13 protein-coding genes are annotated in these 15,828 nt (G+C 39.9%); all 13 read right to left on the bottom strand.

Features of this window, described 5'->3' with window-relative positions; translation table 11 throughout:
- Positions 1–12: 12 nt before the first annotated feature.
- The 13 genes from U5921_RS07290 to prmC all read right to left on the bottom strand — a co-directional run bounded on the left by U5921_RS07290 (position 13) and on the right by prmC (position 15,825).
- Positions 13–1,350 (bottom strand): ABC transporter permease, encoded by a 1,338-nt coding sequence (locus U5921_RS07290; RefSeq protein ID WP_324825809.1) that lies wholly within the window; start codon positions 1,348–1,350, stop codon positions 13–15.
- Positions 1,343–3,379, bottom strand: a complete 2,037-nt coding sequence (locus U5921_RS07285; RefSeq protein ID WP_324825808.1) for a COG1361 S-layer family protein — start codon at positions 3,377–3,379, stop codon at positions 1,343–1,345. Before U5921_RS07285 ends, U5921_RS07290 begins: the two co-directional genes overlap by 8 nt.
- Positions 3,380–3,381: 2 nt before the next feature.
- Positions 3,382–4,149, bottom strand: a complete 768-nt coding sequence (locus tag U5921_RS07280) for an ABC transporter ATP-binding protein (protein WP_324825807.1) — start codon at positions 4,147–4,149, stop codon at positions 3,382–3,384.
- A 367-nt stretch (positions 4,150–4,516) separates the two neighbouring features.
- Positions 4,517–5,950 (bottom strand): Na+/H+ antiporter NhaC family protein, encoded by a 1,434-nt coding sequence (locus tag U5921_RS07275; protein ID WP_324825806.1) that lies wholly within the window; start codon positions 5,948–5,950, stop codon positions 4,517–4,519.
- Between the two features lie 350 nt (positions 5,951–6,300).
- Positions 6,301–7,611, bottom strand: coding sequence for a sigma-54 dependent transcriptional regulator (locus tag U5921_RS07270; RefSeq protein ID WP_324825805.1), 1,311 nt, complete (start codon positions 7,609–7,611; stop codon positions 6,301–6,303).
- A gap of 38 nt (positions 7,612–7,649) precedes the next feature.
- Positions 7,650–9,656: a transporter substrate-binding domain-containing protein gene (locus U5921_RS07265; RefSeq protein ID WP_324825804.1), complete on the bottom strand. Its 2,007-nt coding sequence runs from the start codon at positions 9,654–9,656 to the stop codon at positions 7,650–7,652.
- Positions 9,657–9,825: 169 nt separating this feature from the next.
- Complete coding sequence (gene tyrS, locus U5921_RS07260; protein WP_324825803.1) at positions 9,826–11,085, bottom strand: tyrosine--tRNA ligase; 1,260 nt, start codon at positions 11,083–11,085, stop codon at positions 9,826–9,828.
- 79 nt (positions 11,086–11,164) lie between these two features.
- Positions 11,165–11,794, bottom strand: a complete 630-nt coding sequence (gene upp, locus U5921_RS07255; RefSeq protein ID WP_324825802.1) for a uracil phosphoribosyltransferase — start codon at positions 11,792–11,794, stop codon at positions 11,165–11,167.
- A gap of 17 nt (positions 11,795–11,811) precedes the next feature.
- On the bottom strand, positions 11,812–12,243 hold the full coding sequence (gene rpiB / locus U5921_RS07250; protein ID WP_324825801.1) for a ribose 5-phosphate isomerase B: 432 nt from the start codon (positions 12,241–12,243) through the stop codon (positions 11,812–11,814).
- Between the two features lie 10 nt (positions 12,244–12,253).
- Positions 12,254–13,282 carry an L-threonylcarbamoyladenylate synthase gene (locus tag U5921_RS07245; protein ID WP_324825800.1) on the bottom strand — a complete coding sequence of 343 codons (1,029 nt, stop codon included), beginning with the start codon at positions 13,280–13,282 and terminating at the stop codon, positions 12,254–12,256.
- Positions 13,283–13,312: 30 nt separating this feature from the next.
- Complete coding sequence (prfA, locus tag U5921_RS07240) at positions 13,313–14,380, bottom strand: peptide chain release factor 1 (RefSeq protein ID WP_324825799.1); 1,068 nt, start codon at positions 14,378–14,380, stop codon at positions 13,313–13,315.
- Between the two features lie 120 nt (positions 14,381–14,500).
- Complete coding sequence (rpmE, locus tag U5921_RS07235; RefSeq protein ID WP_324825798.1) at positions 14,501–14,701, bottom strand: 50S ribosomal protein L31; 201 nt, start codon at positions 14,699–14,701, stop codon at positions 14,501–14,503.
- Between the two features lie 227 nt (positions 14,702–14,928).
- The gene (gene prmC, locus U5921_RS07230) at positions 14,929–15,825 is read right to left on the bottom strand and encodes a peptide chain release factor N(5)-glutamine methyltransferase (protein ID WP_324825797.1); all 897 of its coding nucleotides are present in this window, start codon (positions 15,823–15,825) and stop codon (positions 14,929–14,931) included.
- Positions 15,826–15,828 lie beyond the last annotated feature (3 nt).

The raw sequence follows: 15,828 nt of genomic DNA, 5'->3' as shown, positions 1-15,828 counted from the left end.
TCAATTTTTTTATTATTCATTCTTCAAACTTTCCAATGCGCTTAAATTCATGGCACGGCGAGCTGGGTGGTATCCGGAAACAACGCCGATTGTAGTTGAAAAAATTAAAGATCCAGCTGCAACCCACCATGGAATAATAGAAACGGTTGATCCCATGCCGCCGCCAATGCTGCCTAAAATTCCACTCATTACTCCCAAGAGCACCGTATTCATGAGTAAGGATAGGATATAACTCAAGATCAAACCGATCACGCCTCCAAGAAATCCAATCATTGCCGCTTCTAAAAGAAACATCCTTTTAATATCCCTAAGATTTGCACCGATTACCTTCATAACACCAATTTCCTTAGTACGCTCATAAATCGACATAATCATAGTATTTGTGATTCCAAGAGCCGCTACTAAAAGAGAAATTGCACCGATTCCGCCTAAAATCCCTTGAATCATACGAGCCGTATCTTGCATTGATTTTAACCAGTCATTTAAACTGTCGGTTTGAAATCCCATTCCCCTGATAGTCTCACTCACACTCTCCACATCATTGATATTACCAACATAGACCATCACTTCATCGTATCCTTTTTTTTGATAACCTGTATTCTCTTTTCTTGCCTTTTTTAAATCTTTTTGAATCTGCTCTAAGCCTTCTAAGCTCATATAAGCACTCCAGGCTGATTCGTCATTTGGATTCGCTAAAATGCCAACGCCTTTTGCTTTATATTCTTGATAAGTGATTTTTTCCTCATCCGGAGAATTCTGCTTTTTCTGACCATATTGATAGTCCCCCGTAATCATCAACTTATTAGTGATTACATCGACCTGTGGTTCCGCACCCCAAGTATAATCTCGTGTTTTTTTGGGGTTATAAAACCACGACGGTATTTGATTTCCAAATACAATGGCATACTTATCTCCTTGCTGCAAAAGCCGACCTTCCTCTACATCATATCCAAACTTTTGCATCACTTCCGGACGAATACCGACCACTTCTGACTGTGCCACATATTTGCCGATTACCAAAGTTAGATATTCTGAGATAGTTGGTGAAGCAGCGTCTACACCTTTGATCCGTTCTATTTCCGCAATTGTTTTATTGTCGAGTACTGCTTGTTTTTTATCTCCGGTCCCACCATAGGAGCTCATTCCGCCCCCGGTACGCACATTTACTAGATGCAGATTTCCGTAGCTTTCAATTTCTTCCTGAAAGCTGACAGACAAGCCAAACCCGATGGAAAGCATAACCACAATCGCACACGTTCCAACAACAACCCCCATAATAGCTAACAAGGTTCTGGTCCGCCTCCGCAGCAGATTCCTGCCGCATAAGCTGATTAAATCCCAATTATTCATCGATTTCCATCTCCTGATGCAGCTTTTTACGTCTTCTCCTTCTCCAGAAAATAACTCCTCCAATTACAATTACGGCTGCTGCTGCTATACCAATTGCAAGCCATGGCTTCTTCTTTACCTCTTCTTCCGGCATCATTTCCATGTCGTCAAAAGGCATTTCCTCCATGACCTGAAACTCAAACGGTTTTTCAAATCTCATTTCTTCACCGGACGCATTCTCATAAATAAACGTGATGACACCGGACATCGGTCCCTGTTGTCTCGGTGTAAAAGAATAGTCAAAAGAATCGCTCTTTCCGCCTTCCATATTTCCAACATAATACAGGTTGGATTCCATCGTATCAAAATCGCCGCTTATATCCACTCTTAAATTATTTAAAACGGTTTTTCCCATATTATAAAATTTTACAGATCCGCCTGTTTGCATTCCTGCATAGAGCTCTGAAGGTGCAATGATATCATCAATTACCAACCTTGCTTCCTGCATGATTGGAATAGAAATAACATCTTTTGCTTCCAGTGCGTTCCCAGCTGAATCCTCATAACTCATTTCAACCGTCAGTGTAGATGTTTTTTGTTCCGCATCCTGCTTCGTGGTCATATGTAAAGCGTGAGACATTCTTTCTTTCGCTTTAATTCCATCTATATAGAAGGAATTGCTGCTCTGCACCGGAATAAAAGTTCCGTCCTCTGAGGAAACAGTCACCTTTATATTTTGTAAATCATGACTTTTATTCGTATTGTAAATGCCTAAATTCAGTATGAATTCATCTCCTGCCTGTACGTATGAGCCTCCATAGTTATAGGATTCTACCATGAGCTGCGGTGTCTTTGAGCTCCCCGAAACCCCTTTTACAAGTGTCCCCGCAAATTGAGAAATAGAGCTGCCTTTATTCTCACCCATCGGTTCCACCGTGATTTTAAAGGAGTAATATTTTTCCGTTGTCTTGTCCGGGCACACCATTGTAACATTATAATTCTTAGTCTCGTTTTTCTCTAATTTCTTCAAAGAAAATACATTCTTTGTTTTATTGACAATTCCCTCCGGCATTTCTACCGATACTTTTAAGTCACTCGCATCTGTACTGCCCTGATTCTTTACAGCAAAGGACAGGGTAAAATCCTCTCCGCCAAGCACCTGGTTCGGCATGGACACATTTGTAATATCAACATTGTCCGTTGAATACGTACTGTTTCCTGCAATGACTGGGAAATAAAATACTTTTTTCAGGTTTTGAGAAGAATTCTCTCTATCTGCCCCTAAAATATTTACTTCAATCGGATAGTTTTTGCTTTCCATCTTAGAATCGACAGTCAACGGAAATTTTGCTGTATAACTACTTCCGATAGTAACATAACCCGCGTTCACAGAGGTAGAAGCATTGTGTGGGGTAATTCCTTCCGGCAAAGTCAGACTGACATCCGTATTTTTCAAATGTGTATTTCCTCGATTAAACAGTTGCACTGTTAAAATATTGTCAGACCCAGCAAGCAAACCTTCTGAATGATTGGTCGTACATTTTACATCAAAACTGATGGTATAATTCCCATCATAACTGGCTCTTGGAGCTGCATACTTTTCTGCTACCGAAAATCCACTAAGTGTCTCCTCTAAGATTTTCCTCTTCCCATCATTCTGATACAACACCAGTATCATATCTCTTTCGCCAGCTGATGCAGACTGATCAATGTCCGCATCGAAAGACAGCTTATGGACCTCACCAGAAGGAATCGTCACTTTCGTATCGAGTTCTTCCACTGACACTCCACCACCAGTAACCTCCAAAGTTGCCTTGTCAAATTCAAATTCTTTTTTTGTATTGTTGTTTTTGATTTTTATTTCTATACTAACGCTTTGCCCTGGTTCTTGAAAAGTATCATTGCATGTGATTTCAATTTCATCTGCTGCATAGACATCCATCGGAAGGTTTACGCACCCAACTGCAATCAGCAGCACTAAAATCCCGCTAAAAAATTTTTTAACACGCTTCGATTTTCTCCGCGTCTCTTTTCGATTCACACTATTCATCGTTATGAAAGTTCCTCCTTCGGCCCCTTTTGTAAATTTTGTTCTTTCTCTTTCTGTTCTATATTTACAATATTCCCATCTTGAATGGTAACAACCTTATCTGCATAGCTCGCAATGCTTCGATCATGTGTCACTAAAATCAGTGTCTGATTATGTTGTCTCACTTGATTTACAATCAGGCCCATTACCTCTTTGGTCGTATTGGTATCCAAATTACCCGTAGGCTCATCGGCAAAAATAATTTTGGGATTGCCGGCTAACGCTCTCGCAATTCCGACACGCTGCTGCTGTCCTCCCGACATTTGCGAAGGTTTTCTTTTCTCATAACCCTTAAGTCCAACTGCTTGCAGCATCTCTTTTGCAACCGCATTTCGCTTCTTTGTTTCAACACCACGAAAAATAAGCGGTAAACTTACATTTTCTACCGCTGTCATCATAGGCATTAAATGGTATGCTTGAAAAATAAATCCGATGTTTTTCTGTCGAAACAAAGTCACATTGGCTTCATTTAATTTATGAATTGGAATTCCGCCGATAAAAATTTTCCCTTTTGTTGGTTTTTCCAAGCCAGCTACCATATTTAAAAATGTAGATTTCCCCGATCCCGAAGTACCGAGGAAACATACAATTTCGCCTTTTTCAATTGTAAGACTTACATCATCTAAGGCAACGACTTTCTCATCGCCCATTCGATACACCTTTCGTACGTGCTCTACCTCAATCAATGATTTCTTCTCATTATTAGAAAGCGGTATCGTTTGATTTTCCATTTTTTAATCCCCTTTTACCCATCTTGTATATTATTAGACGCTATAAGTCTCCAAAATGTTGCAAAATATTTGTTACTTTTTTGTGTTTTTATTTATATTTATCATCTTTTTTTGAAATTTTATATACTTAAAGGATAATTGTTTCTTTTCGACAAAAAAAGAACTCTTTGTCGTATATTCTACCATATTAGAGTCCTTTTTTTATTAATTTTTTATTAATTTTTATATGAAAAAAGCCTTCCTCTATCTTCCATGTCTTTTCCTGATGCCTTACCAATCTGTTTTTTCTGAACGTCAAATACAATATCTGTCATCTAAATTGTCAAAGAGGAAGGTTTTTTCAAGCAAAATAAGGGTAATCGAGATTTTATGCCGCTTTTTCTTCTTTCACTCTATCCATAAAATCATATCTGCCAATCCCGAAAACCATACTTAGGAACATAACTCCCAGCATAGCGAAAGAATAAAATACAAACGGCATGATTTGAACGGCAGTTAACGGTGCACTGCTGTCAGCTGCAAAACCCAGCGTATAAATCATAGCCGGTGTCCATGGCAGACAGTAACATAAGGTGTTAGACTGTGCATCCATAAGGTTTGCTGCTCTGTAAGGGCTGATCCCATGCTGTTTTGCCAAAGGTTTTGCAAAGGATGCTCCGACTGCCAATATAGCCGGTGCGTTTAAACCCATAAGTGCAGACAGAACAATGACCATTAAAGATATCGTAATCTCTGCGGAAAATGGAGTTTTTGCCACTTTTCCAAGCGCATTTAGAAGTTGAATATCTCCTTGTCCTTTTCTCATAATAGAAATAGAACCGAATAAAAGCAATGCTAAGATACATACCTGCAACATGCTTGCAATACCTGTATAAATGACACCATCTACCGTACGGTCTAAACCCTCACCATGTACTGAAATTACGGCAGGAACGCTAGGGTCCACTGCATCAATCTGAACGAAGTCAAAGAGTCCGAATGCACAAGCTGTTACGATACCCACTAAAGAACCAATGGTAGTCGCAATAATTATATCTCCTGTCTTGATTGCGATATAAATTGTAATTACAACCGGAATAAACATCATCAAGGTCTTCGGATCGTAAGCATAGGAATCTACAGTACCAGCTTCTCCGGCAGTCATCGTTCCATATATTAAAATAGCTACAACTGTAATCGCTCCGGCAACCAAAGCATACTTTAATCTGGATCTTACTACTCCCGGTACGTCAACACCCTGGGAAGTTGCAGAACAAATCGTTGTATCCGATACCGGTGCAAGATTATCTCCAAATGCAGCCCCGGATATGATGGCTCCCGCTAAAAGTCCCGGATTGCCTCCCAATGCAATTCCTGCCGGATAAAGAACACCCATCCCGGCTGCAATGGTGCCAAATCCTGTCCCTGATGCAGTCGCAAATACTGCTGACGCGATAAACGTGACAATTGCGAATAAAGTGCTGTTTACACCTAATCCCGCAGCAACACCCGCAACACCGGATGCAAGTCCGGACATCCGAAGAATCCTAGAGAATACACCTGCAAAAATCCAACATACTACTGGAATAATTGCTTCCTTGCTTGCCATTCCTTCAATAACCGCATCTGCGTATTCTCTCTTGCTTTTCGCAAAGAAAAATGGAATAGCTAATGCGGAAAACGCCGGCACCCATAAAGCACCATCTGAAATAGATGCCCAATGGAAGGTCGTTAAGACGATTAATGCCAAAAAAACGATGAATGGCAAGAATGACATCCATACGCCGCCATAAAACTCCAAGCGTTTTGTTCCTTTTTCCATAACACTGCCTCCTTTTAAAAATAACTTCCAAATATAATTTCACTTTTATAATATTGCAAACATCATGCCAAGAATATTTGTTTATTTTTTATGAAATGCGTAGAATTCTTTCGGATTTTACTATAATCTTTGATTCCGCTTATACACATAGAGCCAGTCCTTGATTTACAAAGACCTTAAAGTATTTCATCTGTTCTTCTTAATCTTAATAAAATTTTAAATCAATCAATCAGCGACAGCTGTTTTTCTCCCTGCCTGCTATATATATATAACAATTTCCATTATTAAAAAAGCACCATGCAAAAAATTTCATATCGGAAATTTTTTGCATGGTACTTTTTTGCCGTTTTTTATTTTTCACTTGTATCGATTTTATATTCCACAATTTTATTGAAAAGCTGCCGCCTGCTCATTCCCATTCTTTCTGCTGTTTTTGTGATGTTGTTTCCGCAGGTGAAAAGTGCTTCTTTAATATATTTTTTTTCAAACTCCTGCTTCGCCTCCTTATAAGAAAGTAACTCGTCCTGACTGGATGAAGAAGAAAGATTTTCTTCAAAAATCTCTATTTGTTCCGACTGATTTATTTGCAAAACGCCATTATTGCTTAAAATCACTAATCTTTCAATCATGTTCTTTAACTCTCTTACATTTCCCGGGTAATCATAATTCAATAAGAATTCTTTGGTTCTTGGCTCGATTTCTAAAATGCTTTTTCCAGTTTCTCTACTGAAACGCTGCAGAAAAAATTCTATAAAGTCTTCTAAATCCTCCCGTCTTTTCCGCAGTGGAGGAATGTGAATTTCAATAGTGTTGATGCGATAAAGAAAATCTTCTCGGAATGTTCCTTCTTTTACTTTTTCGTATACATTTTTATTGGTAGCAGAAATTAAACGAAAATCTACATTAATTAATTTATTCGATCCAATCCTCTCAATCTGCCTGCTTTCCAATACGCGCAGCAGCTTCACCTGCGTCCCCAAATCCATGTCACCGATCTCATCCAAAAAAATGGTACCACCATTCGTTTCTTCCAGCTTGCCGACTCTTTTGCTCAATGCTCCGGTAAAGGCACCTTTTTCATGCCCAAACAATTCCGATTCAATTAAGTTTTCCGGATAGTGCTGGCAATTTAATGGAATGAACGGTCGTTTGCCTCTTCCGCTGATTTGGTGCAGTCTCTGTGCCACAATTTCTTTTCCAACGCCTGACTCTCCCATAATAAGAATGCTTGCTTTTGAAGCAGCTACCTGCTGGACAAGCTCCCAAAGCTCATGCATTTCTTTGTTCTTGCTCCCTAACAGCGCATCTTTATTGCTCTGTGATTCATTATGGATATTCATGCACGTAAGTTCCATCATTTTTTCTACTTTTTTAATTTCTAGGACTAATTCTTCTGGATCATGACTTTTTATAAAATATCCAAATGCTCCCATCTTCATTGTCTGCACTGCTGTTTCAATGCTCCCATATCCGGTTACCATAATGACTTCGATGGTATTATTATAGATGCTCTTAATTTGTTTCAAAAATTCAATTCCATCAATTCCGGGCATAAGAATGTCTGTGATAACCAGAGGAAAATATTCATGCTCCAATATCTCAAGCGCCTCCTTTGCAGAAGCAGCGGTAACAATTTCGTAGCCTTTTCCGCAGAGCAGCATCCTATAAGTTTCTCGATAATCCGTGTCATCATCTACAATTAATATTTTAAAGCTGCTTTCTTGTATCGTGACTCCTTCTCCTGTTCCTGCGGAATGACGATGGTAAATTTTGTTCCTTTTCCCAGTTCGCTGTCTACCGTAATCGTACCATTCAGCCTTTGTACCTCAGAATATACAATAAATAGTCCTAATCCAGTCCCTTTTCCCGGTTCTTTTGTTGTAAAAAACGGATTGAATAAAGTATCTAAATGATTCTCGTCAATCCCGCTTCCATTATCCTCACAGATGACACAAAATGCGTGTTTCCGCAATTCTCCGCAGATTCTAAGAATTCCACCCTCGTCTAGTGCATCAATGGCATTTGCACTCAGGTTTAGCAGAATATGCTTCAATGTCTCTGTACTGCAATACACCCAAATATTCGGATCACAGTCTAATGAAATCTTAATTTTTTTCTTTTTTGTTTCTTCACTTTGAAGTGCAATGATATCCTGCATACTTTCTCTCAAATTCAAATGCTCCGGCTTATCATCTGACACTCTCCAAAATTTCATAACATTGTCTATAATTCCGCCTGCACGCTTTATATTTGCATCAATAAAATCCAACGACTTACTTGCGGTTTCAGAAAGACGTTCCCCGCTGCGCAAAAGATAGCTTTGCGTGCGAATAATCCCAAGTGGATTTCGAATTTCATGCGCCATTCCGGCTGCAAGCTGCCCAATTGCAATCATTTTTGAAGATTGTAACAGCTGATTTCTCTGTATCTTTTCAATGGAAACATTTCTCAAGGTAATCAAAACGCCGCTTTGGGAATCAGAAAGTCCGTAAACTGCCATCTCATATACTTCGCTCTCGATCGCCACTTCCCGCTTTACGGTTCCGCCGCTTTCCAAGCATTCGTCAATCGGACATGCACTACAATCTTTACAAAGTACAGAAAACAGACCTTCACAAGGCTGTCCGAAAACTGCTTCTTGCTTTTTACGCAAGCAGTTCATTAGACCTTGATTGGCATTCATAATCACCTTATCCTTGCTGATAACCGCAATATATTCTGTAATGCCGTCAAAGATCATCTGCAACTCATTTCGACTGTCTTCCAGCTCCACTGTACGTTCTTTTACCTGCCGCTTCAAAGCATGATTATTCACCATGATAAAAATTAAGATTGCAAGCACTGCACCCATAGGAATTCCAAAGAACTTCAAAAAGTCCTTTCGAGGATTTGCCTTTAATAGAGGGGTTGAAATTCCAAACCATTTTTGCTGTATTTTCTCAAGCTGCCCTTTATTTCGTATATTCGTAATTGCATCATTTAATATTGGAATTAATTCTGATTTTTGCTTGTTAAGCGCTAGAACCACATCTTCTTCATAGAGAGCGGTATTGATCAATTTAAAACTGCTGTAATCCTTATTATGGCTCATCGTATAATAAACAACCGGCTCATCTCCTATGACTGCATCCACTTTTTTTTCTGAAAGAAGCTTCATTCCGGAAGAAACATCTGGCACATAGACGAGCTCTGCCTTTGAATAATTTTTTTTCAAATACGCATTTGCATAATCTCCTTTTTGTGTCGCAATGCTCATATGATTGATGTCTTCCAGCGTGAAATCTGAATCTCCCTGAATCGCAAGAACCGTTCTAAGATTATAAATTGACTTCGTTGCGGCATATTTGGCACTTCGCTCTTCGTTCATAAACATATCACAGATATCCGTATCGCCGTTTTCCAAAGCAGCTAGAGCATCCTCCCAAAGATATGGAACGGTCTTAATTTCCACACCGATTTCTAATGAAAGCTGATTCATAAAGTCAACTACAACACCTTTATAGATACCATCCTCATCCAAAAAACGCAAAGGGGGTGCATTCTGATCCGCACCGTAGATTAAAATACCATCCTCTGCAAGACGCTTTAAAACATCTCTTTTATGCTCCTGGTCCATATAAGCTTTAATGCCTGGTATTACTGCAATAACCAAGACTGCTACTAAAAAAACTGCCAATAATATTTTTTGTCTGCGATCCATTTTCATAGAGTCTTTTCCTCTCCCTAAAATATCGGGCTTTCTGTTCTTGTTAGTAACGACAACGCATTCCCCTCTTATTTTCCCCTTATTCACCTCCGCTGAATAACAAAGAAACCGCCATCGAAAAACCATAATCTGAAATTATGGCTTTTCAAGGCGGTATTCATGATTCGATCTAAATCAATTCCACTCTATGGAAAGTCTTTTTCCCTTTTTTAATTAGAATGGCATTCTCTTTAAACATTTCTCTTGTCAAAATTAATTTTTTATCCGTTACTTTGACATCGTCTATAGTCAGTCCGCCTTGTTCGATCGTACGGAACCCTTCTGCATTGCTTGGAACCAGTCCAATTTCTTTGATTAAGGTAACCACACCCATTCCTTCTCCTTCAAACCGAGAGGCTTCCATCTGTGTTGTCGGTACATGATCCATCGCACCGCCTCCGGCAAACAAAGCTCTTGCCGCAGACTGTGCTTTCTCTGCTTCTGTTTCACCATGAACCAGCTTCGTTACCTCATACGCCAAAATTTCCTTCGCCTGATTGATTTCAGAACCTTCTAAAGAGGATAAGCGTTCTACCTCTTCCATTGGCAGGAAAGTCAGCATGGAAAGACACGTACGAACATCTGCATCTTCTACATTTCTCCAATACTGATAGAATTCATACGGTGTTGTTTTCTGCGGATTCAGCCATAACGCTCCTTTTTGCGTCTTACCCATTTTTACGCCTTCACTGGTCGTCAAAAGCGAGAATGTCATACCATATACCTGATTACCAAGTTCTCTTCGAACCAAATCAACTCCACCCAGTATATTAGACCATTGGTCATCTCCACCAAACTGCATCTTGCAGTCATACCTCTTATTCAACTCTAAGAAATCGTAGGACTGCATCAGCATATAATTGAATTCCAAGAAAGAAAGCCCTGTTTCCAAACGCTTTTTAAAGCATTCTGCACGCAGCATATTATTTACAGAAAAATGTCTGCCGATATCACGGATGAAATCAATATAATTTAAGTTCCAGAGCCAATCTGCATTATTGACTGCAATTGCTCTATCCTCAGAAAAATCAATAAATTGATTGAATAGCTTTGTAAAATGATTGCAGTTATCCATGACAATCTCTTTTGTCATCATCTGACGCATATCTGTTCTGCCGGAAGGGTCCCCGATCATACCTGTTCCTCCTCCAACCAGAACAATTGGAGTATGTCCATACTTTTGCATATACATCATAATAATGATCTGCATAAAGTGTCCTACGTGCAAGCTGTCTGCCGTCGGATCAAATCCAATATAGAATTTAACTTTTTCTTTTCCTAAAAGCTCACGAATTTCTTCTTCATGTGTCGTTTGTTTAATAAATCCTCTTTCTTTCAGGACATCAAATACATTTGTATGTTTACTTACGTTATCATCAATCTTGTACATATCTATCACCTATCCTCATATCCTCCGATGATTTTATTATTATCAAAGCCGACCAAATTAAACCAAAAATATTGATTTTTTATTTTGTACCATATAAACGGTCGCCGGCATCTCCCAGACCTGGAACAATATAGGCATGTTCATTCAAGTGGCTGTCTTTTGCTGCAACAAAGATATCAACATCGGGATGATCCTGCTCAATGACTGCAATTCCTTCTGGTGCGGCAATCAGACACATCAATGTAATCTTTGTTGCTCCTTTTTCTTTTAAAAGGCTGATTGCAGCACTTGCTGAACCTCCGGTTGCAAGCATCGGATCTACCACAAATAATTGACGCTTATCAATGCCCTCCGGCAGCTTGCAGTAATATTCTACCGGCTGTTTTGTCTCAGGATCACGAAACATTCCAATATGTCCAACTCTCGCATTCGGTACAAGAGAAAGAAAACCATCTACCATTCCCAGTCCTGCGCGAAGAATCGGGATGATTGCCAATGATTCTCCTGCAAGCATTTTCATAGGCGCTTTGCATATTGGGGTTTCCACTTCAACTTCTTCCAATGGTAAATTTCGAGTTGCTTCATACGCCATAAGCGTAGCAATTTCTCTTACCAGCTCTCTAAAATCTTTCGTTGAAGTTTCCTTATCTCTCATAATTGCCAGCTTATGTTGAATCAATGGATGATCAAATACGTATACTTTTCCCATTCGTTTCTCCCTCCGTTTTACATTTCGTTTAGCATGTCCACACGTCTTTGATGGCGTCCGCCCTCAAACTCAGTATCCAGCCAAGTATCAACTATTTTTGTCGCTTCTTGAAGATTCAAGACGCGACCTCCTAAGGCTAAAATATTCGCATCATTATGCTTTTTAGCCATTTCAGCCATATATTCATTGGTTGCAAGCGCACATCGAACGCCACACACCTTATTGGCTGCTATACTGATACCAATCCCTGTTCCACAGCATATGATACCAAGCTCTGCTTTACCCGAGGCAATCGCCTCTCCGCATGCTTTCCCGAAAAGCGGATAGTCCACTGATTCTTCGGAATTTGTTCCTAGGTCTAACAATTCAAACCCTCTGTTTTTTAAATGCTCTTTTATCTGCTCTTTCAATGCAAATCCGCCATGATCGCTTGCAAGTGCAATTTTCATACATTTCCTCCTAAACTTGAATAACGTGATATCCCGCAGATTTCCACATACGGTTCATCACTGCAAATCCTATTGAATTTTTATCACTTAATGCACCGGCCAAAATAAAATCCACGTGGTCCTCATCCATCTGACGCAATTGAGAAAAAAAATCATGCGCTGCTTGTTCAAATTCGTTTTCATCAAACAAAATCGTCCCCACCTTGCTTCCCTGTTTTCTTTTCTCATCTGCAATACGTTTCATCTCTTCTTTTACACGGTTAAAATCACCTTGTAAAATCATCATTTCTGCTTTTGGTGCATAATGCTTGTACTTCATACCGGGTGCCTTGGGAGCTATCATTTCAGTCCCACTGACATCCCTTGGTCTATGAACCAGCAGCGCCGGATCTAAAATTACTTTTCCTCCAATTACTCTTTCAATCTGTTCTGGAGTTAAAATTCCAGGTCTCAGAACCATTGGGATCTCTCCGGTCATATCTAATACGGTTGATTCAATCCCCACTCTGCAAGGTTCTCCCTTAACAATGGCATCAATCGCTCCGTTTAAATCCTGATACACATGTTCCCACCTTGTCGGACTTGGCTTTCCCGAAAGATTCGCACTCGGTGCTGCAATCGGGCAACCTGATTCACGAATCAGGGCAAGCGCAATGGGGTGATCCGGCATCCGTACCGCTACGGTATCCAAACCTCCTGTAGTTTTATAAGGCACTTCTTCTTTCTTTTTAAATATCATAGTCAAAGGTCCCGGCCACAAATTATCCATTAGTTTCTTTGCCGAATCCGGCACATTACTTGTAAGCTTCGCTAAATCTCCCAGTTCTGCAATATGAACAATCAGTGGGTTATCAGAAGGTCTGCCTTTTGCTGCATATATTTTTTCAGCAGCTTTTGGATTCATCGCATCTGCACCAAGACCATACACGGTTTCTGTCGGAAAGGCGACCAAACCTCCGGCACACAAAAGGGACGCAGCTTCTCTCAACTGCACTTCTCCCTTCTTTATATCCGTTATATCGATTAGTTTGGTCTCCATTTTAAACTCCATTCCGATTTTAATTTATCATTAGTAATTCTGCATCTTTTCCGCTTGCTCAGTCGTCACAAGGCCGTCAATAATTTCGTCAATATCACCATCAAGAAATTGATCTAAGCGGTAAATCGTCATACCGATTCGATGGTCGGACACACGACCTTGCGGAAAATTATAAGTGCGGATTCTTTCACTTCGATCTCCGCTCCCTACCTGACTTTTCCGTGCAGCGGCTTCCTGTGCCTGTTTTGCTTTGGTTTCCATATCATAAAGCCGTGCTTTTAAAACTTTAAATGCTTTTTCTTTATTTTTAATTTGCGACTTTTCATCCTGGCACGTAACAACAAGTCCGCTTGGCGTATGAGTTAGGCGCACTGCCGAGTCCGTTGTATTTACGCACTGCCCTCCATTTCCGGATGAACGATAAACATCAACGCGCACATCATTTGGGTTGATCTCCACCTCAACATCATCGACCTCCGGAAGCACAGCAATTGTAGCTGCTGACGTATGCACTCTGCCGCTGGATTCAGTTTCCGGAACACGCTGTACACGATGCACACCGCTTTCATACTTTAATCTGGAATAGGCTCCTTTCCCTTTTATAATGACAACCGCTTCCTTCACGCCTCCGATGTCTGTGTCATTTAAGTCCATTAGCTCCGTCTTCCAGCCGCGCCGCTCCGCATAACGGGTATACATGCGCAATAAATCTGCTCCAAAAAGAGCCGCTTCGTCACCGCCTGTACCAGCACGCACTTCCAAGATAACATTCTTTTCATCATTTGGATCTTTTGGCAAAAGAAGTATGCGAAGCTCATCACTTATACTTTGCCGCTTTTCTTCCAAATCAGCTAATTCCATCTTAGCCATATCACGCATTTCTTCATCCAAGCCATTTTCGGTCAATAATTCTTTCGTGGCTTGCAGGTCTTCATTAACTTTCTTATATTCTTTATATTTATTGACAATCGGCTCCATCTCACTCATTTCTTTGATGTGCTTTTGCCAAACTACCTGATTGTTGATAATATCAGGATCGGAAACTTTGAGGCTCAGTTCCTCATATTTTTCCTCAATAAATTTTAATTTATCGTACATGAATTGTTCACTCCCGCATAAAAGTATTTTTTTCGATTTCTTCCCATTATATCTGAACTATTCTACCACAAAAAGGCTTAAAAAAAAACCTGAAATCAAGATTTCCAGGTTTTTTTGTTATTATTCGATATTGAACTTTTTCTTGAATTTTTCTACACGTCCGCCTCGATTAATGAACTTTTGCTGTCCGGTAAAGAACGGATGGCAAGCAGAGCATACATCTAATCTAAGCTCTTCCTTTGTAGACTTCGTAACAAATGTGTTGCCACATGCACATGTAACTTTACATTCTTTGTAATCTGGATGAATTCCTTCTTTCATGTTTTTCACCTCTTTCCTGCTATTTTTACACATTGTAAAAATAAAATTATCTATCTGCCATATCTTTATAGATACGAATCCCTATACACGATAGCTACTATATATTAGCACAAGCATTGATTTGCTGCAAGTATTTTTTTGTTTTTGTCGATTATTTCCTGAATTTCTGATGACTTTCTCCATCATTTTATCCATATCGTTAATTTTGATTCTTTTAATGTGTAAAGCTATTTGTCCGCTTTTGCCCATATAATCCGATCTTTTCCGGCTAAATCCTTTTTTACCTCAACGGTTTTAAAAAAATTGCTCTCCTCTAGAAATTGTATAACCTCTTCTGCTTGATCATGCCCAATTTCTAGAAGCATCAGGCCGTTTGTTTTTAAATAATTCTCTGCATCTTTTGCGATGCGGCGATAGAAATCCAGTCCGTCAGCGCCCCCATCCAAAGCCATCCTCGGTTCAAAACAAGCAACCTCCCTCTGCAAGGTAGGAATCACATCACTGCATATGTAAGGAGGGTTTGAAACAATCAAATCAAATTGCCGCTTTCCTCTCCCTTTTCTATTTTTGGGAAAAGCTTCAAAGAGGTCACTGTGAACAAAGGATATCCCTTTTGCCGGTCCATATCCTGATGCGTTTTCCTTTGCAATCAAAAGTGCTTTTTCACTATAATCCGCAGCTGTAATTTTCGCTTTAGCTGTGCCTAAATAGTAAGCTAGGCTGATTGCAATCGCACCACTTCCGCAGCATAAGTCTAAAATTTCAAATCCGCCCATCGGTGTTTTTGTATCCTTTAGATACTCTAAAGCGGTTTCTACGAGCGTTTCGGTATCTTGTCTTGGAATCAGTACATCTTCATTCACTTGAAAGCGCAGCCCCATAAATTCCTGATTACCCAAAATATATTGTAAAGGTTTTCCGGTCGCCCGTATATCAATCTGTTCAAAGTAAAATTCACACCTTCGATCATCCAGCTCGTCTCCAATGTGGCTAAATAAAAAGCTGCGGCCTCGTTTTAGCAGATCGCAGAGTAAAAGCTCAGCATCTAGTCTGGCATCCATACAAGACGCATCGGAAAGTCTTCTTTCGCCAATTGCCAACAATTCCTTAATCATTAAACCCATCTT

It is taken from the genome of Sinanaerobacter sp. ZZT-01, assembly GCF_035621135.1.
Classification (GTDB): Bacteria; Bacillota; Clostridia; order Peptostreptococcales; family Anaerovoracaceae; genus IOR16.
Note: the sequence above shows the minus strand (reverse complement) of the source record. Positions and strands in the feature narration are given on the sequence as shown.